General features: G+C 70.7%; 19 protein-coding genes. 9 read left to right on the top strand and 10 right to left on the bottom strand.

Annotated elements, in window-relative coordinates; genetic code table 11:
• Nucleotides 1–96: 96 nt before the first annotated feature.
• Nucleotides 97–855 carry a MerR family transcriptional regulator gene (locus tag OG897_RS39035; protein WP_266664898.1) on the top strand — a complete coding sequence of 253 codons (759 nt, stop codon included), beginning with the start codon at nt 97–99 and terminating at the stop codon, nt 853–855.
• 91 nt (nt 856–946) lie between these two features.
• Here the strand turns inward: OG897_RS39035 and OG897_RS39040 are convergent, their stop codons facing one another.
• A complete protein-coding gene (locus tag OG897_RS39040; protein ID WP_266664900.1) occupies nt 947–1,312 on the bottom strand; it encodes a YbjQ family protein in 366 nt (121 codons plus the stop codon).
• 175 nt (nt 1,313–1,487) lie between these two features.
• On the opposite strand from OG897_RS39040, the gene OG897_RS39045 reads away from it, so the two are divergent.
• Nucleotides 1,488–2,330, top strand: coding sequence for a DedA family protein (locus OG897_RS39045; protein WP_266664902.1), 843 nt, complete (start codon nt 1,488–1,490; stop codon nt 2,328–2,330).
• Nucleotides 2,331–2,894: 564 nt separating this feature from the next.
• Here OG897_RS39045 and OG897_RS39050 read toward each other — a convergent pair.
• A complete protein-coding gene (locus tag OG897_RS39050; protein WP_266665051.1) occupies nt 2,895–4,565 on the bottom strand; it encodes a threonine/serine exporter ThrE family protein in 1,671 nt (556 codons plus the stop codon).
• 580 nt (nt 4,566–5,145) lie between these two features.
• Nucleotides 5,146–5,640 carry an inorganic diphosphatase gene (locus tag OG897_RS39055; RefSeq protein ID WP_185034151.1) on the bottom strand — a complete coding sequence of 165 codons (495 nt, stop codon included), beginning with the start codon at nt 5,638–5,640 and terminating at the stop codon, nt 5,146–5,148.
• A gap of 180 nt (nt 5,641–5,820) precedes the next feature.
• On the opposite strand from OG897_RS39055, the gene dacB reads away from it, so the two are divergent.
• The 6 genes from dacB (at nt 5,821) to folE (ending at nt 13,253) form a co-directional block, all read left to right on the top strand.
• On the top strand, nt 5,821–7,236 hold the full coding sequence (gene dacB / locus OG897_RS39060) for a D-alanyl-D-alanine carboxypeptidase/D-alanyl-D-alanine-endopeptidase (protein ID WP_266664904.1): 1,416 nt from the start codon (nt 5,821–5,823) through the stop codon (nt 7,234–7,236).
• 100 nt (nt 7,237–7,336) lie between these two features.
• The gene (locus OG897_RS39065) at nt 7,337–8,476 is read left to right on the top strand and encodes a zinc-dependent metalloprotease (protein ID WP_266664906.1); all 1,140 of its coding nucleotides are present in this window, start codon (nt 7,337–7,339) and stop codon (nt 8,474–8,476) included.
• Between the two features lie 187 nt (nt 8,477–8,663).
• Complete coding sequence (gene tilS, locus OG897_RS39070; protein WP_266664908.1) at nt 8,664–9,683, top strand: tRNA lysidine(34) synthetase TilS; 1,020 nt, start codon at nt 8,664–8,666, stop codon at nt 9,681–9,683.
• A 29-nt stretch (nt 9,684–9,712) separates the two neighbouring features.
• The gene (hpt, locus tag OG897_RS39075; protein ID WP_266664910.1) at nt 9,713–10,273 is read left to right on the top strand and encodes a hypoxanthine phosphoribosyltransferase; all 561 of its coding nucleotides are present in this window, start codon (nt 9,713–9,715) and stop codon (nt 10,271–10,273) included.
• Between the two features lie 220 nt (nt 10,274–10,493).
• On the top strand, nt 10,494–12,527 hold the full coding sequence (gene ftsH, locus OG897_RS39080) for an ATP-dependent zinc metalloprotease FtsH (protein ID WP_266664912.1): 2,034 nt from the start codon (nt 10,494–10,496) through the stop codon (nt 12,525–12,527).
• A 120-nt stretch (nt 12,528–12,647) separates the two neighbouring features.
• Nucleotides 12,648–13,253 (top strand): GTP cyclohydrolase I FolE, encoded by a 606-nt coding sequence (gene folE / locus OG897_RS39085; protein WP_266665054.1) that lies wholly within the window; start codon nt 12,648–12,650, stop codon nt 13,251–13,253.
• 36 nt (nt 13,254–13,289) lie between these two features.
• Here folE and OG897_RS39090 read toward each other — a convergent pair whose 3' ends face one another.
• The 6 genes from OG897_RS39090 to OG897_RS39115 all read right to left on the bottom strand — a co-directional run bounded on the left by OG897_RS39090 (nt 13,290) and on the right by OG897_RS39115 (nt 16,930).
• Entirely contained in the window at nt 13,290–13,775 is a 486-nt protein-coding gene (locus OG897_RS39090) for a DUF3180 domain-containing protein (protein WP_266664914.1), read from the bottom strand.
• 85 nt (nt 13,776–13,860) lie between these two features.
• A complete protein-coding gene (folK, locus tag OG897_RS39095) occupies nt 13,861–14,460 on the bottom strand; it encodes a 2-amino-4-hydroxy-6-hydroxymethyldihydropteridine diphosphokinase (protein WP_266664916.1) in 600 nt (199 codons plus the stop codon).
• Nucleotides 14,457–14,816, bottom strand: a complete 360-nt coding sequence (folB, locus tag OG897_RS39100) for a dihydroneopterin aldolase (protein WP_266664918.1) — start codon at nt 14,814–14,816, stop codon at nt 14,457–14,459. Before folB ends, folK begins: the two co-directional genes overlap by 4 nt.
• A gap of 209 nt (nt 14,817–15,025) precedes the next feature.
• Complete coding sequence (locus tag OG897_RS39105; RefSeq protein ID WP_266664920.1) at nt 15,026–15,466, bottom strand: nuclear transport factor 2 family protein; 441 nt, start codon at nt 15,464–15,466, stop codon at nt 15,026–15,028.
• A complete protein-coding gene (gene folP / locus OG897_RS39110; RefSeq protein ID WP_266665056.1) occupies nt 15,463–16,332 on the bottom strand; it encodes a dihydropteroate synthase in 870 nt (289 codons plus the stop codon). Before folP ends, OG897_RS39105 begins: the two co-directional genes overlap by 4 nt.
• A gap of 112 nt (nt 16,333–16,444) precedes the next feature.
• Entirely contained in the window at nt 16,445–16,930 is a 486-nt protein-coding gene (locus tag OG897_RS39115) for a MarR family winged helix-turn-helix transcriptional regulator (RefSeq protein WP_266664921.1), read from the bottom strand.
• Nucleotides 16,931–17,030: 100 nt separating this feature from the next.
• Here OG897_RS39115 and OG897_RS39120 point away from each other — a divergent pair, with 100 nt between their 5' ends.
• Complete coding sequence (locus OG897_RS39120) at nt 17,031–17,957, top strand: NADP-dependent oxidoreductase (protein WP_266664923.1); 927 nt, start codon at nt 17,031–17,033, stop codon at nt 17,955–17,957.
• 501 nt (nt 17,958–18,458) lie between these two features.
• Here OG897_RS39120 and OG897_RS39125 read toward each other — a convergent pair.
• Nucleotides 18,459–20,303, bottom strand: coding sequence for a phosphatidylglycerol lysyltransferase domain-containing protein (locus OG897_RS39125; protein WP_266664925.1), 1,845 nt, complete (start codon nt 20,301–20,303; stop codon nt 18,459–18,461).
• Between the last annotated feature and the right edge of the window lie 14 nt (nt 20,304–20,317).

A 20,317-nucleotide genomic window follows, 5' to 3' on the forward strand; every position in this document is an offset into this window, starting at 1 on the left:
CGGGATGCGGTGTCAGGCTTGCACCTCACGTGGCGTGAGGGCACAGGCTGAGGGCGTACCGAGGAAGACACCTCAGAGAGAGGGCGGCGGGCAGGCATGAGTCATCCCGTGGGGAAGGTCGCCGAAGTCGCCGGAGTGACCGTGCGCACCCTGCACCACTACGACGCGATCGGCCTGCTCTCCCCGAGCGGGCGCAACCACGCGGGGCACCGCCGCTACAGCGACGGGGACCTCGACCGGTTGCAGCAGATCCTGTTCTACCGGGAGCTCGGCTTCCCTCTCGACCAGGTGGCGTCCCTCCTGGACGATCCGGCGACGGATCCGCGGGAGCACCTGCGGCGTCAGCACTCCCTGCTGACCGACCGGATCGAACGACTCCAGGAGATGGCCGCCGCCGTCGAAACCGCCATGGAGGCACAGAAGATGGGCATCAACCTCACGCCCGAGGAGAAGTTCGAGGTCTTCGGGGACTTCGACCCCGACGCGTACGCGGAGGAGGCCGAGCAGCGCTGGGGGAACACGGACGCCTGGCGCGAGTCGCAGCGCCGCACGGCGTCGTTCACCAAGGAGGACTGGAAGCGGTTCACCGAGGAGTTCGACGCCATCCACCGCAGGATGGCCGCTCTGCTCGCGGAAGGGGTCCCGGCGACCGACGACCGGGCCATGGACGTCGCCGAGGAGCACCGCGGATTCATCTCCGGCAGCCAGTACGAGTGCGGCTACGAGATGCACACGTCCTTGGGCGAGATGTACGTCGCCGACCCCCGCTTCACCGCGACGTACGAGGCCATCCGGCCCGGTCTCGCCGTCTACATGCGGGACGCGATGCTGGCGAACGCGCTGCGGCACGTCTGAGGCGTCTGAGGCGTCGGAGGCGGGACGTACGGGGCGCAGGGGGCGGGTCCGGTGCCGGGCCCGCCCCCTGCGTACTTCCGTTACTCCTTGCTTACTCCTTGCTGATGACGACCGCGGTGCCGTACGCACACACCTCGGTCCCCACGTCGGCGGCCTCCGTGACGTCGAACCGCATCATGAGGACGGCGTTCGCACCGCGGACCCGCGCCTGTTCGACGAGGCGTTCCATGGCCTGGTTGCGGGTCTCCACGAGCGTCTTGGTGAGGCCCTTCAGCTCGCCGCCCACCAGCGATTTCAGGCCCGCGCCGATCTGGCTGCCCAGGTGGCGGGACCTGACCGTGAGGCCGAAGACCTCGCCGATCACCTGCTGCACCCGGTATCCGGGGACGTCATTCGTCGTCACGACAAGAATGTCCGACTTGTCGCTCTGTCCGCCGCCGAACTCCTCCATGCCCACCGCACCCACCTCTTCCAGCCGACTTGCCTGCGGATCTCTCCGGTTCCTACCGGAGAGCTTTGCGCCGGTCTGAGCAGAGTGCACCCTGGGAGGGCCGGGGGAACCCGGAAGTACCCGCGTGCGTTGATACTTTTGCCCAGCCCCCGCAGCCAATCCCCCCAGGAGTCCGGAACCCGTGAATACGCTTGCGCTCGGACCGAGCTGGCTGGACCCGGACTATTTGCTCAATACGTTCGGGCCGTGGGGCCTGTTGGCCATCGTCTTCGCCGAGTCGGGGCTGCTGATCGGCTTCTTCCTGCCCGGCGACTCGCTGCTCTTCACGGCGGGCCTGCTGGTCACCCACGGCTCATTGGACATGCCGTTGTGGCTGCTCTGCACGCTGATCGTGCTGGCGGCGATCCTCGGTGACCAGGTCGGGTATCTGTTCGGGCGGAAGGTGGGTCCGGCGCTGTTCAGGCGACCGGACTCCAAGATCTTCAAACAGGAGAACGTCCAGAAGGCGCACGAGTTCTTCGAGAAGCACGGACCGAAGGCGCTGATCCTGGCCCGCTTCGTGCCGATCGTACGGACGTTCACGCCGATCATCGTCGGCGTCAGCAAGATGAACTACCGCGTGTTCATCACGTACAACATCATCGGTGGTGTGCTGTGGGGTGCCGGTGTGACGCTGCTGGGTGCGGCGCTCGGCAACATTCCGTTCGTGCACAAGCACATCGAGTTCATCCTGGTCGGCATCGTGCTGCTGTCGGTCGTGCCGATCGTGATCGAGGTGCTGAAGGCGCGCAGCCAGTCCAAGAAGAACCCTCCGGCTGAGGTCGCTCCCGCTTCTGCTCCCGCTCCTGCTCCCGCTCCTGTTCCTGCTCCTGAGAACGCTCCGTCGGCTCCGGGGTACCCGAGCGTCCCTCCGGCTCCCGGTGCTCCGTACGGCGCGCCCGAGCAGGACCAGGCCACCCAGATCCTCCGGCCCCAGAACCCCCCGAACAATCCGCCCCAACGCGGCCGCCACGCCAAACGCTGACCCCTCCCCCCACCCGCCTCGGTCTCCCCTCCACCTCGCCCCCTCGGGCGGCGGGGCCTTTGCCCAGCCCCCTTGGACGGCGGATCCTCCGCCTAGCCCCCTTGGGCGCCGGTGCCTTTGCCTAGCCTCCTTGGGCGGCGGGGCCGCCCCCCGGGGGCGGGACGGGCGGGCAAGGGGGCGGCCCCCTCGCTCCGGGCCCACCCCGGTGCCGCCCGCTGTTACCTCGCCTCATGGGTGCGCCGCACCCGGGTGCGCCTGCGGCGGGCTGCCCCTCCCCGCCCCTTCACCTAAAGCGCTCGCCGCGCGGCTGTCCCGCACACGTGCGGGTGCGTGAGGGCTGGGCGCGCAGTTCCCCGCGCCCCTAACGGGGCACGTCCACGCAAGCCCCAGCGGAGCCGGGAGCGCACGCGCGGCGGAGCCGCACAGTGACACAGCCCCGCGCCCCTAACGGGGCACGTCCGAGCAAGCCCCAGCGGAGCCGGGAGCGCCCCGCGCGGCGGAGCCGCACAGTGACACATCCCCGCGCCCCTAAAGGGAGCGCTCACGCGACGCAGCCCCGTACCCCTAGAAGCCCCTCGTCCGCTTCGCCGCCCGCCGCGTCCCCCCCTCCCGCCCAGCCCCGGGCATCCGCAGGAACAGCCGGGAGATCTCCCCGCCCAGATTCACCCCGATCGCGATCGCCAGCGCGATGGCAGCCGCCTTGGACAGGGAGGCGAGCCCCGTGTTGACCTCGTTCTGGGCGATGCCCAGCAGTCCGTAGTACGTCGCGGAACCCGGCAGCAGCGGCCCGATCGCCGCCGTCACGTACGGCAGCGCCGACGCGTACTGGTAGCGCGAGAAGAGCTGTCCGAAGAGGCCGACGAGGCCCGCGGCCACCGCCGTCGCCGCGACCGCGGAGATCTTGCCCGTCGTGTTCATCGCGCCGAAGACGACCCACGCGACCCCGCCGTTCAGAGCCACCATGATCACCGTGTTCCGCTCCTGCTGGAGCAGGATCGCGAAGGCGAAGCACAGGACGATCGAGGCCAGGATCTGGACCACCGGCCGTGGCTGGACGTGCATCGTCGCGTCCGGGTGGAGGTTGGGGTTCAGGCCCGCCCCCGCGTACAGCACGATCAGCACGCCCAGCACGATCGCGATGAAGAAGTACATGACTTCGAGCAGACGCGCCGACGCGGTGATGTAGTAGCCGGTCAGGCCGTCCTGCACGCCCGCGACGAGTGCCCGCCCGGGGAGCAGGGCGAAGAGCCCACCGGTGATCACGGCGGACGGCAGGATTCCGCTCACCACGTTCTCGGGGACGAAGGCCAGGGCCACCCCCATCGCGGCCGGAGGCATCGCCGCCGCCACGAACTGGTAGAACTCCGGCAGCCCGCGCCCCGCGCACAGCCACGCCAGCCGGTCGCCCAGGATCGCCCCGAGCGCCGCCGCGATGAAGACGAGCACCCCGCCGCCGACGAGGACGGAAGCGGACCCCGCGAGCAGCCCGCTCGCGGCGGTCAGCGCCCAGCCCGGGTACGGGTGGCGGTTTCGCCGGATCTCCGCGAGGCGGCGGTACGCCTCCTCCAGCGTGACGTCGGTGTCCTCGGCGGTGATGTCCGCGATCAGCCGGTAGACGCCCGCCAGCCGGGTGTAGTCGGTGCCGCGACGGCGGACCGTGCGGCTCGCCGTGACCGGGTCGTCGATCAGGGAGGGCTGGTACGAGATGGAGAGGAGGGTGAAGGTGACGTTCGGCTCGCAGCGGTCGAGCCCGTAGGCCCGGCACACCGCGAACATGGCCGCCTCGACGTCCTCGGCGCCCTCGCCGCCCGCGAGCAGCAGCTCGCCGATGCGGAGGGTCAGGTCGAGCACACGGGGGACGGCGGGCCCGGAATCCTCGTCCTCGCCGTGCCGCTGCACGCTGTCCGGCACGGGGCGGTCGCCGACCGGCATGCGCAGCAGCGTGCGCATCCGGTCCTGCCAAGGGGCCTCCTTGGTCAGCTTGATCATGGGTATGCCGTGCGCGGGCGTGAACGCGGGCGGAGAATGGCGGGCGCTGTAGGTCTTGGGGGCGTCGAATCCGCTGCCGTTACGTTTCTGCGCCGCCGTCCTCGGGACGTCGAAGGCGGAACCTTCCGGCACGGGCGGTGCTTCGGGCGTCAGCCCCTGCGGGAGCTGGAACTCCGAGGTCGGCTGGTCCTCCTCGACCTGCGGAGCGGCCTTCAGGCCCTGTGGGAGCTGGAACTCCGAGGTCACCGACTGGTCCTCGTCCACGGACACCACGGGAATGGCCTGCGTGGCCCCGATCCCGGCCGTGGCGCTGGACGGGTTGCGGGCGGCCAGAGGAGAGGCCGCCTGGTGAGCTTCGGCGATCTTCGTGGAGCTAACGGTCTTCGTGGAGCCGTCACTGGTTTTCGTGGCGTCGGTGATCTTCGCGGAGTCGGCGGTCTTCACCCCGGACGGAGGCGGGAAGGCGCTGCGTGCCTCGTCCGACTGCGGCTTGCGGTCCTCGGCCTCCGCGGTCGCCGCCTCCTCCCGGGGCCCCTTCTCGGGGCCCTTCCGGGGTCGGCCCTTGCCGCCGCCCTGCGCCTCCGCCACCACTCGCCTCGCTCCCGCTGCTCCAGGCTCCGACATTCCCGCCCGCCCAGTATGTCCACGACTACGGCATTACCGCCGCCCCGCCCGCCCCACCACCGTCGTACGTTCACAGGGGCCCCTACCCCCACATCCGTACCGCCGCACCCCTCCGGCCCCGTACAAGCAAACGGGCGGCTCCCCACCTCGAAGAGGAGGGAACCGCCCGCCGCACGGGACCTGCTTAACGCATGCGCGCAGTTCAGTGCGCGCCGCCCTGCGCCTCAAGGCGCTTGTACGAAGCCTCGATCTCGGCCTCCGCCTCGGTGCGACCGACCCAGTCGGCGCCCTCGACCGACTTGCCCGGCTCCAGGTCCTTGTAGACCTCGAAGAAGTGCTGGATCTCCAGGCGGTCGAACTCCGACACGTGGTGGATGTCGCGCAGGTGCTCCACGCGCGGGTCCGAAGCCGGGACGCACAGCAGCTTGTCGTCGCCGCCGGCCTCGTCCGTCATGCGGAACATGCCGATGGCGCGGCACTTGATGACGCAGCCCGGGAACGTGGGCTCGTCCAGGATGACCAGCGCGTCCAGCGGGTCACCGTCCTCGCCGAGGGTGTTCTCGACGAAGCCGTAGTCCGCGGGGTAGCTGGTCGAGGTGAAGAGTCGACGGTCCAGGCGGATCCGGCCGGTCTCGTGGTCCACCTCGTACTTGTTCCGCGAACCCTTCGGAATCTCGATGGTGACGTCGAACTCCACGGGTGGCTCCTCCATGATCAACACAGTTTCTGGGAAATCTGCGTCCCCCCGGAGGAAACCGACCCCCGGAGCCCCGGCCGAATGGGTCGGATGTGCCCCGCGGGGTGCCGTGCTCGCGCAAGACGCAGTGATTAAGTGTCCCTCACGCAGACGTGTGATCGCGAAAGGGGCTGGTCCGCAGTGCCCAAGCTCAAGACCTGGCAGCTCACGGCGGGCTCCGCCGTCGCCGGACTGGCACTTGCGGCCGGTGCCGTGGCCGTGGCGGGACCCTGGGACTCCGGTCAGCGTAAGGCCGAGCGGGACCTGGCGGTCGCCCGGGACCGTACGGGTGGCGCACATCACGCATCCGGGCGCCGGGACCCGGCCGAACCGTCCCCCGCGCCGAGCGCCCGCGGCGTCCTCAGCGCACTCGGCGCACCCGCCACGACAGGTGACGGTTCCGAGCACCTCAAAGAGGTGCTCGCGCCGCTCCTCGACAGTGCCGCCCTCGGGTCCGTGCAGTCCGCCTCCGTCGTGGACGCCGTCACCGGCAAGCAGCTGTACGGGAGTGGGGAGCGCGAGGTGCTGACGCCCGCCTCCACGGTCAAGATCGCCACGGCGGTCGCGGCCCTGGCGGCGCTGGGCCCCGACCACCGCATCGCCACCACCGTCCTCGCCACCCCCGACGGCAGGCGGATCGTCCTCAAGGGCGGCGGCGACCCCACCCTGGAGAAGGACGGACTGCGCACCCTCGCGGCCGACACTGCCCGCTTCCTGCGCGACAAGGGGGCGGGGCCCGTGGCGCTCGCGTACGACACGAGCCTGTACGCGGGACCCGACATCCACCCCATCGGCAAGGGCAACGAGAACGTCGCCCGGGTCACCTCCCTGATGGTGAACGAGGGGCGTACGGACGGTTCGCACAGCGGCACGGGGGACCGGACCCCCGACCCGGCGGGGGACGCGGCGCGCACCTTCGCGGCGGAGCTGCGCGCGGTGGGCGTCGAGGTGACGGGCGAGCCCGCGTCGGCCCAGGCCCCCGGCGGCGCCGAACCCGTCGCCAAGGCGCTCTCGGCCCCGCTGTCCGCCCTGGTCGAGCGGACCCTCACCAACAGCGACAACGACATCGCCGAGGCCCTCGCCCGGCAGACGGCGCTCGCGGCGGGCGAGGAGGTCAGCTTCGCGGGGGCGGGCAAGGCGGTGTACGACCGGCTCGCCAAGCTGGACCTTCCGGCGGAGGGCCTGCTGAACGGCGCCCACTTCGCGGACGGCAGCGGTCTCGACCGCTCGGACAAGGTGTCCGCGGCACTCCTGACGGGGCTGCTCGCGCGGGCGGCGGACCCGGCACACCCGGAGCTGCGCTCCGTACTCACGGGGCTGCCGGTGGCGGGCTTCAGCGGGACGCTGAGCACGCGGTACGGGGGAGACTCGGCGGGGCCGGGGCTGGTGCGCGCCAAGACCGGCACCCTGTCCGGGGTGAACACGCTGGCCGGGACGGCGGTCACCCGGGGCGGCCGGCTCGTCGCCTTCGCCTTCCTGGCGGGGAACACTCCTGATCGGGACCCGGCGCAGAAGGCCCTGGACGGCCTGGCCTCCGCCCTGATCTCCGGGGGCTGATCGGCGAACACCGGGCGCCCTCGCCCGGACGCTCTGCCTCCACTTCGATGGGGCCGCCGATCAACTCCCCCTGCCCCACTCGACAACGTACGGTTGACGTATGACGAGCCTCGGTGGTGCAGCCTCATCAGGGATGGTCGACTGGAAGCTCGCGGTGGCGACCGCGACCCGACTCGTACGGCCGGGCCCGGACATCAGCCGGGAGGAGGCCCGCGCGGTCGTCGCGGAGCTCCGCCGGCACGCCAAGGCGTCCGAGGAGCACGTCCGCGCGTTCACCCGGATGATCCCGGAGGGGGCCGAGCCCGAGGACACCCCCGTCCTCGTCGTGGACCGAACCGGCTGGGTGAAGGCCAACGTCGCGGGCTTCAGGGAGCTGCTCAAGCCGCTCCTGAAGAAGATGGAGGAGCGGCGCGGGTCGACCCCGGGCGGTGCCGTCCTCGGTGCGGTCGGCGGCAAGGTGACCGGCGTCGAGGTCGGGATGCTGCTGTCGTTCCTCTCGTCGCGGGTGCTCGGACAGTACGAGACCTTCGCCCCGGCCACCCGGGACCTGCCCTCCGGTGAGAACGGCGGAGGGCGGCTCCTGCTCGTCGCGCCGAACATCGTCCACGTGGAGCGGGAACTCGAAGTCGACCCGCACGACTTCCGGCTCTGGGTGTGCCTGCACGAGGAGACGCACCGGACGCAGTTCACCGCCGTCCCCTGGCTGCGCGACCACCTGGAGGGCGAGATCCAGGCATTCCTGAGCGAGACCGACGTCGACCCGATGACGCTGCTCGAGCGCGTCAGGGAGGCCGTGCAGTCCTTCGCCGGGAGCCGCCCCGAAGGCGAGGAGGACGAAGGCGGACGCAGCCTCGTCGAGCTGGTGCAGAGCCCGGCGCAGCGCGAGATCCTCGGCAGGCTGACCGCCGTGATGTCACTGCTCGAAGGGCATGCGGACTACGTCATGGACGGGGTGGGGCCGCAGGTCGTGCCGTCCGTCGCGGAGATCCGGGAGAAGTTCCAGCAGCGCCGGGCGAAGGGCGCAAGCCGCCTCGACCTCGCCCTGCGCAGGCTGCTCGGTCTCGACGCCAAGCTGCGTCAGTACAAGGACGGCGAAAGGTTTGTGCGCGCGGTCGTGGAAGAGGTCGGGATGGACGGCTTCAACCGGATCTGGACCTCTCCGAACACACTCCCGACCAAGGCGGAGATCGCCAAACCGGCGGACTGGGTCGCGAGGGTGCACCGTAAGGGAGAAGCGTGAAACCGGTGCGTGCGACGGCAGGAACGGTAAGGGAAACGCCCCCTAAATCACCCATCTGAGGGACCGTAAGCGCTGGGTAGGCGTGCAATGCTCGGGTAACCGCTCGTTTCTGTCACCATCTACGCACTCTCAGTGACAGAGGCGTCCTCCTCCCGAGGCACCCCAACTCCACCGAAGGGCACCGGACATGGGTCCCCATCCTGCGGTCGCGGCGATACGCCTGGCGGTCCGCCGCGTACTCCACGACGTCATGAACGACCACCGTGCACATCAAGACCCGCGCGAGTCGGCCGCCCCGCCGCTCGTGCTCGTCGCCTGCTCCGGCGGCGCCGACTCCATGGCACTCGCCTCCGCACTCGCCTTCGAGGCGCCCAAGCTGGGCGTCCGCGCGGGCGGCGTCACCGTCGACCACAACCTCCAGGCGGGCTCCGGCACCCGGGCCGCCGAGGTGGTCGCCCGGATGACCGTCCTCGGCCTCACCCCCGCCGAGGCCGTCTCGGTGACCGTCGGCCGGGCGGGAGGCCCGGAGGCCGCCGCCAGGGACGCCCGCTACGCCGCCCTCGACGGCGCCGCCCAGCGGCACGGAGCCGCGGCGGTCCTCCTCGGGCACACCCGCGACGACCAGGCCGAGACCGTCCTCCTCGGCCTCGCCCGCGGTTCGGGCACCCGGTCCCTGTCCGGAATGGCGGCCGTCTCGGGGGCGGCCGGGCGCTACCGCCGACCCTTCCTCCAGCTCGACCGGCAGACCGCCCGCAAGGCATGCATGGTCCAGTCCCTGCCCGTCTGGGACGACCCGCACAACGCCGACCCCGCCTACACCCGCTCCCGGCTGCGCCAGGAAGGGCTGCCCGCCCTGGAGAAGGCGCTCGGCAAGGGCGTCGTCGAGGCCCTCGCCCGTACGGCGCAGCTGTCCCGCGACGACGCGGACGCACTCGACCACTGGGCCGCCGAGGCGGACCGTTCCGTCCGGGACGACACCGGGCGGCTGGAGTGCGCCAAGCTCTACGCGCTGCCGCCCGCGGTGCGCCGCAGGGTGCTCCGTAAAGCCGTCATCGAGGTGGGCTCGCCCGCCGGATCACTCTTCGCCCGGCACATCGAGGAGGTGGACCGGCTGATCACCGGATGGCGGGGGCAGGGGGTCATCAACCTCCCCGGCCGGGTGGAGGCTCAGCGGCAGGGTGGCAGACTGGTCATTCGGCAGGGCTGATTCGGCAGGGCCGAAGTTCTACGAAAGTGATGCGGGTGGACGCGAACGACATGGGCACCGACCTCAAGTCGGTGCTCATCACCAAGGAAGAGATCGACGCGAAGCTGGCCGAGCTGGCCGCCGAGGTCGACGCGGAGTACGCGGGCAAGGACCTGCTCATCGTCGGGGTGCTGAAGGGCGCCGTGATGGTGATGGCGGACCTGGCGCGTGCGCTGTCCACCCCGCTGACCATGGACTGGATGGCGGTGTCGTCGTACGGCGCGGGCACCCAGTCCTCCGGCGTGGTCCGGATCCTCAAGGACCTGGACACCGACATCAAGGGCAAGCACGTCCTGATCGTCGAGGACATCATCGACTCCGGCCTGACGCTGTCGTGGCTGCTGTCGAACCTCGGCTCGCGCGAGCCGGCCTCCCTGAACGTGTGCACGCTGCTGCGCAAGCCGGAGGCCGCGAAGGTCGCCATCGACGTGAAGTGGGTCGGTTTCGACATTCCGAATGAGTTTGTCGTCGGATACGGCCTGGATTACGCCGAGAAGTACCGCAATCTCCCCTTCGTCGGGACTCTCGCGCCCCACGTCTACGGGGGCTGAGACCCGGGTACACCCCGGGCGAACGGGCCCCTGGGACACCTCAGGGCCATATTGGGGAACCCTCGCGCAATTCCCGCCGTTGGAGCAGGGGAAGGCAGGTTTGTCAGCCGTCCCCTGCGGTCGCGGGTGACAATGCTGGGGTACCGTCCGAAGAACAGTCTTTTATTCAGCGGCATTTACCTACGGGCAGGAGGGACGGGGCGCAGTTCGCCCCGTATGGATGGACGTGAAGCGATACTTCCGTGGGCCGGTCATGTGGATCGTGCTGGCCGTCCTCGCCGTGGTCGTGCTGATGCAGGTCGTCGGCTCGTCTGGCGGCTACAAGACGGTCGACACCGGCAAGGTCATCCAGGCGATCGACAAGGACCAGGCCCGTCAGGTCAAACTGACCACTGGTGACGAACAGATCATCAAGCTGGAGCTGAAGGGCGACCTCAAGGTCGACGACAGCTCCAAGATCCAGGCGAGCTACATCGGGGACCAGGGCTCCAAGCTCACCGCGAAGCTCGACCAGAAGTACGAGAACGGCAAGCTCGAAAAGGGCTACACCGTCACCCCGACCAAGCAGAACGCCTTCGTCGGGATCCTGCTCTCCCTCCTGCCCTTCGTCCTGATCGTCGTCGTCTTCCTGTTCCTGATGAATCAGATGCAGGGCGGCGGCTCCCGGGTCATGCAGTTCGGGAAGTCCAAGGCGAAGCTCATCACCAAGGACACCCCGAAGACGACCTTCGCCGATGTGGCCGGGTCCGACGAGGCGGTCGAGGAACTCCACGAGATCAAGGAGTTCCTGCAGGAGCCGGCGAAGTTCCAGGCGGTCGGCGCCAAGATCCCCAAGGGTGTGCTGCTCTACGGCCCGCCCGGCACCGGCAAGACGCTCCTCGCGCGTGCTGTCGCGGGTGAGGCGGGCGTGCCCTTCTACTCCATCTCGGGCTCCGACTTCGTCGAGATGTTCGTGGGTGTCGGCGCCTCGCGTGTCCGTGACCTCTTCGAGCAGGCCAAGGCGAACGCCCCGGCGATCGTCTTCGTCGACGAGATCGACGCGGTGGGTCGCCACCGCGGTGCGGGCATGGGCGGCGGTCACGACGAGCGCGAGCAGACGCTCAACCAGCTGCTCGTCGAGATGGACGGCTTCGACGTGAAGGGCGGCGTCATCCTGATCGCCGCCACGAACCGCCCCGACATCCTCGACCCGGCGCTGCTGCGCCCGGGCCGCTTCGACCGGCAGATCGCGGTCGACCGGCCGGACATGCAGGGCCGTCTGGAGATCCTCAAGGTTCACCAGAAGGGCAAGCCGGTCGCCCCGGACGTCGACCTGGGCGCAGTCGCCCGTCGTACGCCGGGCTTCACCGGTGCGGACCTGTCGAACGTGCTGAACGAGGCCGCGCTGCTCACCGCGCGCAGCAACATGAAGCTGATCGACAACCACATGCTCGACGAGGCGATCGACCGTGTCGTGGCGGGCCCGCAGAAGCGGACCCGGATCATGTCCGACAAGGAAAAGAAGATCACCGCGTACCACGAGGGCGGCCACGCCCTGGTCGCGGCGGCTCTCCCGAACTCGGACCCGGTCCACAAGATCACGATCCTGTCGCGCGGCCGGGCCCTGGGTTACACCATGGTGCTCCCGGACGAGGACAAGTACTCCACCACCCGCAACGAGATGCTCGACCAGCTGGGTTACATGCTGGGCGGGCGTGCGGCGGAGGAGCTCGTCTTCCACGACCCGACGACGGGCGCTGCGAACGACATCGAGAAGGCCACCAGTACGGCCCGCGCGATGGTCACGCAGTACGGCATGACCGAGCGCCTCGGCGCGATCAAGTTCGGCGGCGACAACACCGAGCCCTTCCTGGGCCGGGACATGACGCACCAGCGCGACTACTCGGAAGAGGTCGCCGCGCTCGTCGACGAAGAGGTCAAGAAGCTCATCGAGACCGCGCACAACGAGGCGTGGGAGATCCTGGTCGAGAACCGCGACGTCCTCGACAACCTCGTTCTGGCCCTCCTGGAGAAGGAGACGCTGAACAAGGAGCAGATCGCCGAGATCTTCCAGCCGATCGTGAAGCGCCCGGCCCGCCCCGCGTGGACCGGTTCGTCCCGCCGGACGCCCTCGACGCGTCCGCCGGTGCTCTCGCCCAAGGAACTGGCCCTCACCAACGGTGCGGCCAACGGCACGACGCCCGCGATCACCTCGGTGGTCAAGGACGCCGCGCAGGGCGAGGCGGTCCCGGAGGAGCGCCCGGAGAACAGCTAGTCCCATGAGTGCCCGGGGTCACACCCGGTCCGGAATGGATGCCGCGACCCCCAGGTTTTAGCCTGGGGGTCGCGGCATTTCCGTATGCATGCGCAGGTGAACCACAGGAACGAGGCACTGATGACCGACCCGGTGACGCTGGACGGCGAGGCCACTGTCGGCGAGTTCGACGAGAAGCGGGCCGAGAACGCGGTGCGCGAGCTCCTCTTCGCCGTGGGGGAGGACCCGGACCGCGAGGGCCTGCGGGCGACCCCGGGCCGGGTGGCACGGGCGTACAAGGAGATATACGCGGGCCTGTGGCAGAAGCCCGAGGACGTCCTGACGACGACCTTCGACCTGGGCCACGACGAGATGGTCCTGGTCAAGGACATCGAGGTCATGTCGACCTGCGAACACCACCTGGTGCCGTTCCACGGCGTCGCGCACGTCGGCTACATCCCGTCGAGCGACGGCAAGATCACCGGTCTGTCGAAGCTGGCCCGGCTGGTGGACGTCTTCGCGCGCCGCCCGCAGGTGCAGGAGCGGCTGACCACGCAGGTCGCGGACTCGCTGATGGAGATCCTGGAGCCTCGCGGCGTGATCGTCGTCGTGGAGTGCGAGCACATGTGCATGACGATGCGCGGGGTCCGCAAGCCGGGCGCGAAGACCATCACCTCGGCGGTCCGCGGCCAGCTCCGCGACCCGGCCACGCGGGCCGAGGCGATGAGCCTGATCATCGCCCGCTGAGGCGTCTGCCGGCTCGTCCGGTCGTACGAGTGGGGCTCAGGCGGCGTCGGCCGCCGGGGCCCCCTCGTCGTCCTCGGGGAGGCGCAGGACGCGCTCCAGGAAGAAGGCCGCGGCGACCACCGCCGCACCCGCCAGGACCGCCAGGCCCGCGTACAGGGCCTGGTCGCGGCGGGCCGGGAGGTCGAGGGCCTCGGTGAGCAGATGGACGCCCACGCCGCCGTACAGACCGGCGACGAGGGCGGCGACCAGGGCGCTCGCCTGGCCGAAGACGACGGCGCGGGCCGCCAGCATCGGGTCGACGCCCTTCGCGCCCGGCCTGCGCTCGCGCTGGGCGCGGAGCCGGGAGCGCAGGGCGATGGCCGTCGCCAGCAGGACCGCGGCGATCAGGGCCAGCACGATCGGCGCGGCGACCGGCACGCCGGGCAGCGTGTCGATCGAGGCCCACAGCCGGGCGCCCGCCCAGGACACCACGGAGGCCCCGGCGAACAGGCCGATCAGTACTCCGAGCCGTAGTTGCTTCACGAAGCTCCGCTTTCCGTCATCTCGTCACACGTGTGCGCACGACCACGCGCGCCCGTACGGCACCAGTGTCGTACGAGGACAACGTCTACTCGGGCAGTCGGAGTTCCAGGTCGGCGCGGGCCTGTACGCCCTCGGTGGAGACGGCGGCGAGGAGCTCGGCGACCGGGCCCCGGCCGGGGACCTGTCCCTCGGGGTCCACGTCGTGCCAGGGGGCCAGCACGAAGCCGCGCTCGTGGGCGCGGGGGTGGGGGAGGGTCAGGACCGGGTCGTCGGAGACGACGTCGGCGTACGACAGGATGTCGACGTCGATGGTGCGGGGGCCCCAGCGCTCCTCGCGGACGCGGTCGAACGCCTCCTCGATGGCCTGGCCGCGCTCCAGGAGCGAGGACGGCGGCAGGGTGGTCTTCACCCGGATCACCGCGTTGAAGTACGAGGGCTGGGAACCGGTCTCGACGCCCCACGGCTCCGTCTCGTACACCGGGGAGACCGCTTTGACGCGGACGCCGGGGGTGTCCTCCAGGAGGTCGACCGCGCCCTGGAGGGTCTCCAGGCGGTTGCCGAGGTTGCTGCCGAGGCCGATCACGGCCCACTTCGGGTTGGAGAGGGTGATGTCGGCGGCGTCGACCTGCTCCGTGACCGAGCTGGGAACCGGCTGGACGGTGGGGTCGCTCTGCATGGGCTTCATACACGGCTCCGGGTGATGGTGATGGTCACGTCGTCGAAGGGGACGGTGATCGGGGCGTCGGGCTTGTGGACCGTCACCTCGACCTGGTCGACCCCGTCGTGCTTGAGGCACTGCTGGGCGATCCGCTCGGCGAGCGTCTCGATCAGATTGACCGGCTCGCCCTGGACGACCTCCACGACCTCCTCGGCGACCACGCCGTAGTGGACGGTCTTCGTCAGGTCGTCGTCGGCCGCCGCGGGGCGGGTGTCCAGGCCGAGGACGAGGTCCACGATGAAGGTCTGGCCCTCTTCGCGTTCCCTGGGGAACACGCCGTGGTGCCCACGGGCCTTGAGGCCGCGCAGCGCGACACGATCCACGCGAATCACTCCTGCTGTTCGTAGTCATCGGGGGTCCGTGCCGTATGCGGGCGGCACATCACCTGAGAACCGAATCTACCTGCGAGCACTGACAGACCCCGCCCGCGGGTGTCGCGGGAGGGGTGCCTCCGGTCGATTCTCCGGTGCCTCTACCCACTGGTCGTGGGGATTCGCCGTCCCCCAGGAGGAGGAATCGAAGGGAAGCCGCGTCAGTCGTCGTCCTCGTCGCCGTCGGCGAGGACGGGCGAGCCGTGATGCGCCCAGAGCCGCCAGCCGTCCGGGGTGCGCCGGAAGGCGTTGGTGGCGACGACCAACTGACCCACCAGCGGGCCCAGTTCGCCGCTCTCCTCGTCGGCGGGGCCGCCGCTGAGGATGTTCTCGGTGCAGGTCACCAGGGCGGTGTCGCCCATCACGGAGACCTTCACGTCGGTCAGGAAGAACTGGATGTAGTCCGTGTGCGCCATGATCAGCGCGTACGAGCGCAGCACCTCGCCGCGTCCCGCGAGCACCGGCCAGCCGGGGTGCACGCAGGAGATCTCGTCGTCCAGCCAGAGCGCGGACAGCTCCTCGAAGTCGCCGCGCTCCAGGAATTCGTAGAACGCCGTGTTGGCCAGCTCGACCTGCTCGGCGTCGGTGCCTCGGGGGGTCACCGGGGGCCCGCCGCGGGGGTGGCCGTCCGTGGGCCGTGTGCCGACCGTGGGCCGTTCGGCGTCCGTGGGTCGCGTGCGCCCGCGACGGCGCGGGCGACCCGTACGGCGTCCGCCGTGGCCCGTACCTCGTGCACCCGGACCGCCCACGCGCCCTCGTGGGCGGCGATGGCGGAGACGGCGGCGGTGGCGGCGTCGCGCTCGCGGGCGGGCGGCGGGGCGGCGCCCTCGCCCGCCAGGACGTGGCCGAGGAAGCGCTTGCGGGAGGCGGCCACCAGGAGCGGGAAGCCCAGGGCGCGCAGGTCGCCCAGGTGGGCGAGGAGCGCGAGGTCGTGCTCGGCCCGCTTGGCGAAGCCGAGGCCGGGGTCGACGACGATGCGCTGCGGGTCGATGCCGCCCGCGACGACGGCGTCCACCCGGGTGCGGAGTTCGGCCACGACCTCGGCGACCACGTCGTCGTACACGGCGAGGCTGTTCATGTTCTCGCTGAAGCCGCGCCAGTGCATGACGACGAAGGGGGCGCCGGTGGCGGCGACGGCGGGGACCATGGCGGGGTCGGCGAGGCCGCCGCTGACGTCGTTGACGAGGACCGCGCCCGCGGCGACGGCCTGCTCGGCGACGGCGGCGCGCATGGTGTCCACGGAGACGGCGACGCCCTCGGAGACCAGGCCGCGCACGACGGGCACGACCCGCTTGAGCTCCTCGGCGGCGTCGACGCGGCTGGCTCCGGGGCGGGTGGACTCGCCGCCCACGTCGACCAGGTCGGCGCCCTCCGCGACGAGGGCCAGGCCGCGCTTGACGGCTGCGGCGGTGTCGAACCAGCGGCCGCCGTCGGAGAAGGAGTCGGGCGTGACGTTGACGACGCCCATGACCGCACAGCGGTCCCACTGGGGGAGTCCCTCCGGCAGCCCCTCGGGGAGTCCTTCCGGCAGTCCAGCGGCGGAGCGTGTGCGCAACGTACTCATGCGCCAAGCGTAGGCGTCAACAGGTGATATCCGGACCGCCCCGGCTGTCCGGGAAAACCCGCCCCAGGAGGGTGAAGAGCGCGGTGCGCTCGGAGTCGTCCAGGGTGTCCAGAGCGCTCAGTGTGGTGTGCATGCGGGCCCGGATGGCGTCGATGGTCACCTCGCCCGCCACGGTCAGGACGACGTTCTTCACGCGGCGGTCGGTGGGGCTGGGCTCGCGGCGCACCAGTTCGCGCTTCTCCAGCCGGTCGACGATGCCGGTGATGTTGGAGGCGTCGCAGGCCAGGGTGGTGGCGAGGGCGCGCATGGGGGCGGGCGTCGCGCGCAGCACGCTGAGGGCCTTGGCCTGGCTGGCGGTGAGGCCCTCGGTGGCGGCGGCGAGGGTGAAGTCGCCGTAGTAGAGGCCGAAGGACGCAGCCAGCCGGCCGACGAGCTCGGCCTTGGTCGGCGGGGCGGACCCGTCCTGAGATGCGGGGGCCGGGTGCGGGGGGTTGGCTGGCATGGGACGAGTGTACGCCGGAAAACTTGACCATCTCAATGATTGAGGCTTAACGTCGGAGTCAGTGCTTGAGATAGTCAACTATTGAGTTTGGAGTTCTTCGATGAAGGCCATCACGTACAGCGCATACGGCAGCCCCGACGTCCTGGAGTACGTCGAGCGGCCCGAACCCAAACTGGGGCCGGACTCCGTGCTGATCCGGGTGAAGGCGGCCTCGGTCAATCCTGTGGACTGGAAGATCCTCGGGGGGTACCTCGATCCGGTGCTGGACGCCGTGTTCCCGGTCGTCCCCGGGTGGGACGTGGCGGGTGTCGTCGAGAAGGCGGGCGCCTCCGTGTCCGAGTACGCCCCGGGTGACGAGGTCGTGGGTTACGTGCGGGAGGACCTCGTGGGCCGGGGGACGTTCGCCGAGTACGTGGCCGCTCCCGTCCGGACGCTGGCCCGCAAGCCCGCGAACATGAGCTTCGAGGAGGCCGCGGGGCTGCCGCTGGCCGGGCTCACCGCGTACCAGGCACTGGTGAAGAGCCTGGGGGTGCGGGCGGGCGAGACCGTACTCGTGCACGCGGCGGCCGGTGGGGTGGGATCGCTCGCCGTACAGATCGCGAGGGCGCTCGGGGCCGAGGTCATCGGCACCGCGAGCGAGAGGAACCACGCGTACCTGCGTGAGCTGGGAGCGATTCCCGTGGCGTACGGGGACGGGCTGGAGGAGCGCGTGCGGGAGGTCGCCCCGGACGGGGTGGACGCGGTGCTCGACCTGGTCGGGGGCGAGGCGCTCCAGGTGTCGCCCTCGCTCCTCGCGGCGGGCGGGAGGCTGGCGTCCGTCGCGGACGGGGCGGTGATCGGGCTGGGCGGGTCGTACGTCTTCGTACGGCCGGACGCGGGGGATCTGACGGAGTTGGGGGCGCTTGTGGAGCGGGGGGAGCTCAAGGTCGAGGTGGCGTCGGTGTATCCGCTGGAGAAGGTCGCGGAGGCTTTTCGGGAGAGCATGGCGGGGCATACGCGGGGCAAGATCGCGATCCGGGTCTCCTAGCCCTTTTCACCGACGGAGCCGCACCTTCTCCGCTCCCTCAGCCCTTTAGGGCCCTGAGGCCGCCCCTCCGCCTAGTTCCCTTCGGCGGCGGGCCAGCTTCCTCCGTTCCGCCTCGCCTCCTTGGGCGGCGGGGCCGCCCCCCGGGGGCGGAACGGGCGGGCAAGGGGGCGGCCCCTCTCCTCCGGGCCCGCCCCGGTGCCGCCCGCTGGTACCTCCGCGATCAGGTGCGCCGCGCCCGGGTGCGCCTGCGGCGGGCTGCCCCTCCCCGCCCCTTCACCTAAAGCGCTCGCCGCGCGGCTGTCTCGGATACGTGCGGGTGCGTGGGGGCTGGTCGCGCAGTTCCCCGCGCCCCTGAAGGGGCACGTCTTAGCAAGCCCCAGCGGAGCCGGGAGCGCATGCGCGGCGGAGCCGCACAGTGACACAGCCCCGCGCCCCTGAAGGGGCACGTCCACGCGAGTCCCGGCGAGCAGGGAGCGCATGCGCGGGCGGGGGCGGCTTTGGTTAAGCGACGCGTTCGATTTCTACCGGTTGTGCCGGTACGTGGGCGCACGGCTGCGGGCCCCGGCGCGGTGAAGGCTTGCGGCGGAGGAGGCGGGGGAGGGCCAGCGTGACGAAGCCCTCTGCCTGCATCGCGGCGAAGCCGATGCGCGGAAGGTCGCTGGTGGTGCGGAAGACCACGAAGCGGGGCTCCCAGCGCGGGCGGAACTTCGCGTTGAACTTGTACAGGGACTCGATCTGGAACCAGCGGGAGAGGAAGACCAGCAGACCGCGCCAGCCCCGCAGGACCGGGCCCGCGCCCAGCTTCTCGCCGCGGGCCAGGGCCGAGCGGAACATCGCGAAGTTCAGGGAGACCTTGGTGATGCCGAGGGAGGGAGCCGCGGTGAGGGAGGCGACGATGAGGAGTTCGTTCATGCCCGGGTCCGCGCTGCGGTCGCGCCGCATCAGGTCCAGGGACATGCCGTCCGGGCCCCACGGGACGAAGTGCAGGACGGCCTTCAGATCGCCGTACGGGCCGGGGGCCTCGCCCTCCGCCACGGCCTTGTGGGCCGTCGCGATGAAGCAGTCCTCGTCGCCGGGCTCGCCCACGCGGCCCAGGGCCATCGAGAAGCCGCGCTCCGTCTCCGTACCGCGCCAGTCGGCGGCGGCGCGGCGGATGCGGGTCAGCTCGTCGGCGTCGAGGTCGCCGACGCGGCGCACGCGGGTCTCGTAGCCGTTGCGTTCGATGCGCTTGACCATCTGGCGCACGTTGCGCATCGCACGGCCCGAGAGGGAGAAGTCGGGGACGTCGACGATCGCTTCGTCGCCGAGTTCGAGAGCGTCGAGGCCCGTTTCGCGGGTCCAGACCTCGCCGCCCGTTTCCGAGCAGCCCATCACGGCGGGGGTCCAGGAGTGGGCCTTGGCTTCCTGCATGAAGCGTTCGATCGCGCCGGGCCACGCCTCGACGTCGCCGATCGGGTCGCCGCTGGCGAGCATCACGCCGGAGACCACGCGGTAGGTGACGGCTGCCTTGCCGGACGGGGAGAAGACCGCCGCCTTGTCGTGGCGGAGCGCGAAGTGGCCCAGCGAGTCCCGGTCGCCGTGCTTGGTGAGGAGGGCGCGGAGCTGGGTCTCGTCCTCCTCGGTGAGGCGGGCGGCGGGGTGTTCCGGGCGGAAGGCCAGGTAGATCGTGGTGATCGCGGTGATCCAGCCGAGCGCGCCGAGGGAGTAGCCGACGGTCCAGGAGACCTGGCCGCCGTAGGAGAGGGGGCCTTCGAGGCCCACCAAGCCGTACAGGACGTGTTCCAGGCGTTCCAGCACGCTCGGGTCGCCCACCAGCTTCCGAGGGTGGGAGCTGACGATCAGGAGACCGAGGGCGAGGGAGCCGACGGTCATGAGGACGAAGTTGGTGAGGGCCTTCCAGCGGCTGCGGGGGTCGGGAAGGGCCGCGAATTCACTCCGATGGACTATCAGGAGTGTCAGGAGTGCCAGGGCGATCAGGACGCCGATGACGGAGTGCCGGTAGGTGTACTGGGCGACCGCGCCGACCGGCAGCAGGAACACCGCGGAGCGCCAGGCGCGGCGCTTGCGCCTCTTGAGGCCGTGGGCGAGGAGGAGCAGCAGGACGCCCACGGTGAGGGAGAAGGCCGCGGCGAAGGGGCCGAAGGTTCCGGGGAGGACTTCGGCCAGGCTGTGCATCTTGCTGTGCCGGAAACGGGGGAAGACCCCGGCGGCGATGTCGAGCAGGCCGACGAGCGTGACGGCCGCGCCCACCAGCGAAGGGACCGACTCCGGTCGGGGTCCGCGCAAGATCCGTCGCACCCGATCCGGAACCGCTCCGGACTTATCCCCATCTATTCTGATTGACATCGCTTCCCGAGGTT

The organism is Streptomyces sp. NBC_00237 (assembly GCF_026342435.1).
Classification (GTDB): domain Bacteria; phylum Actinomycetota; class Actinomycetes; order Streptomycetales; family Streptomycetaceae; genus Streptomyces.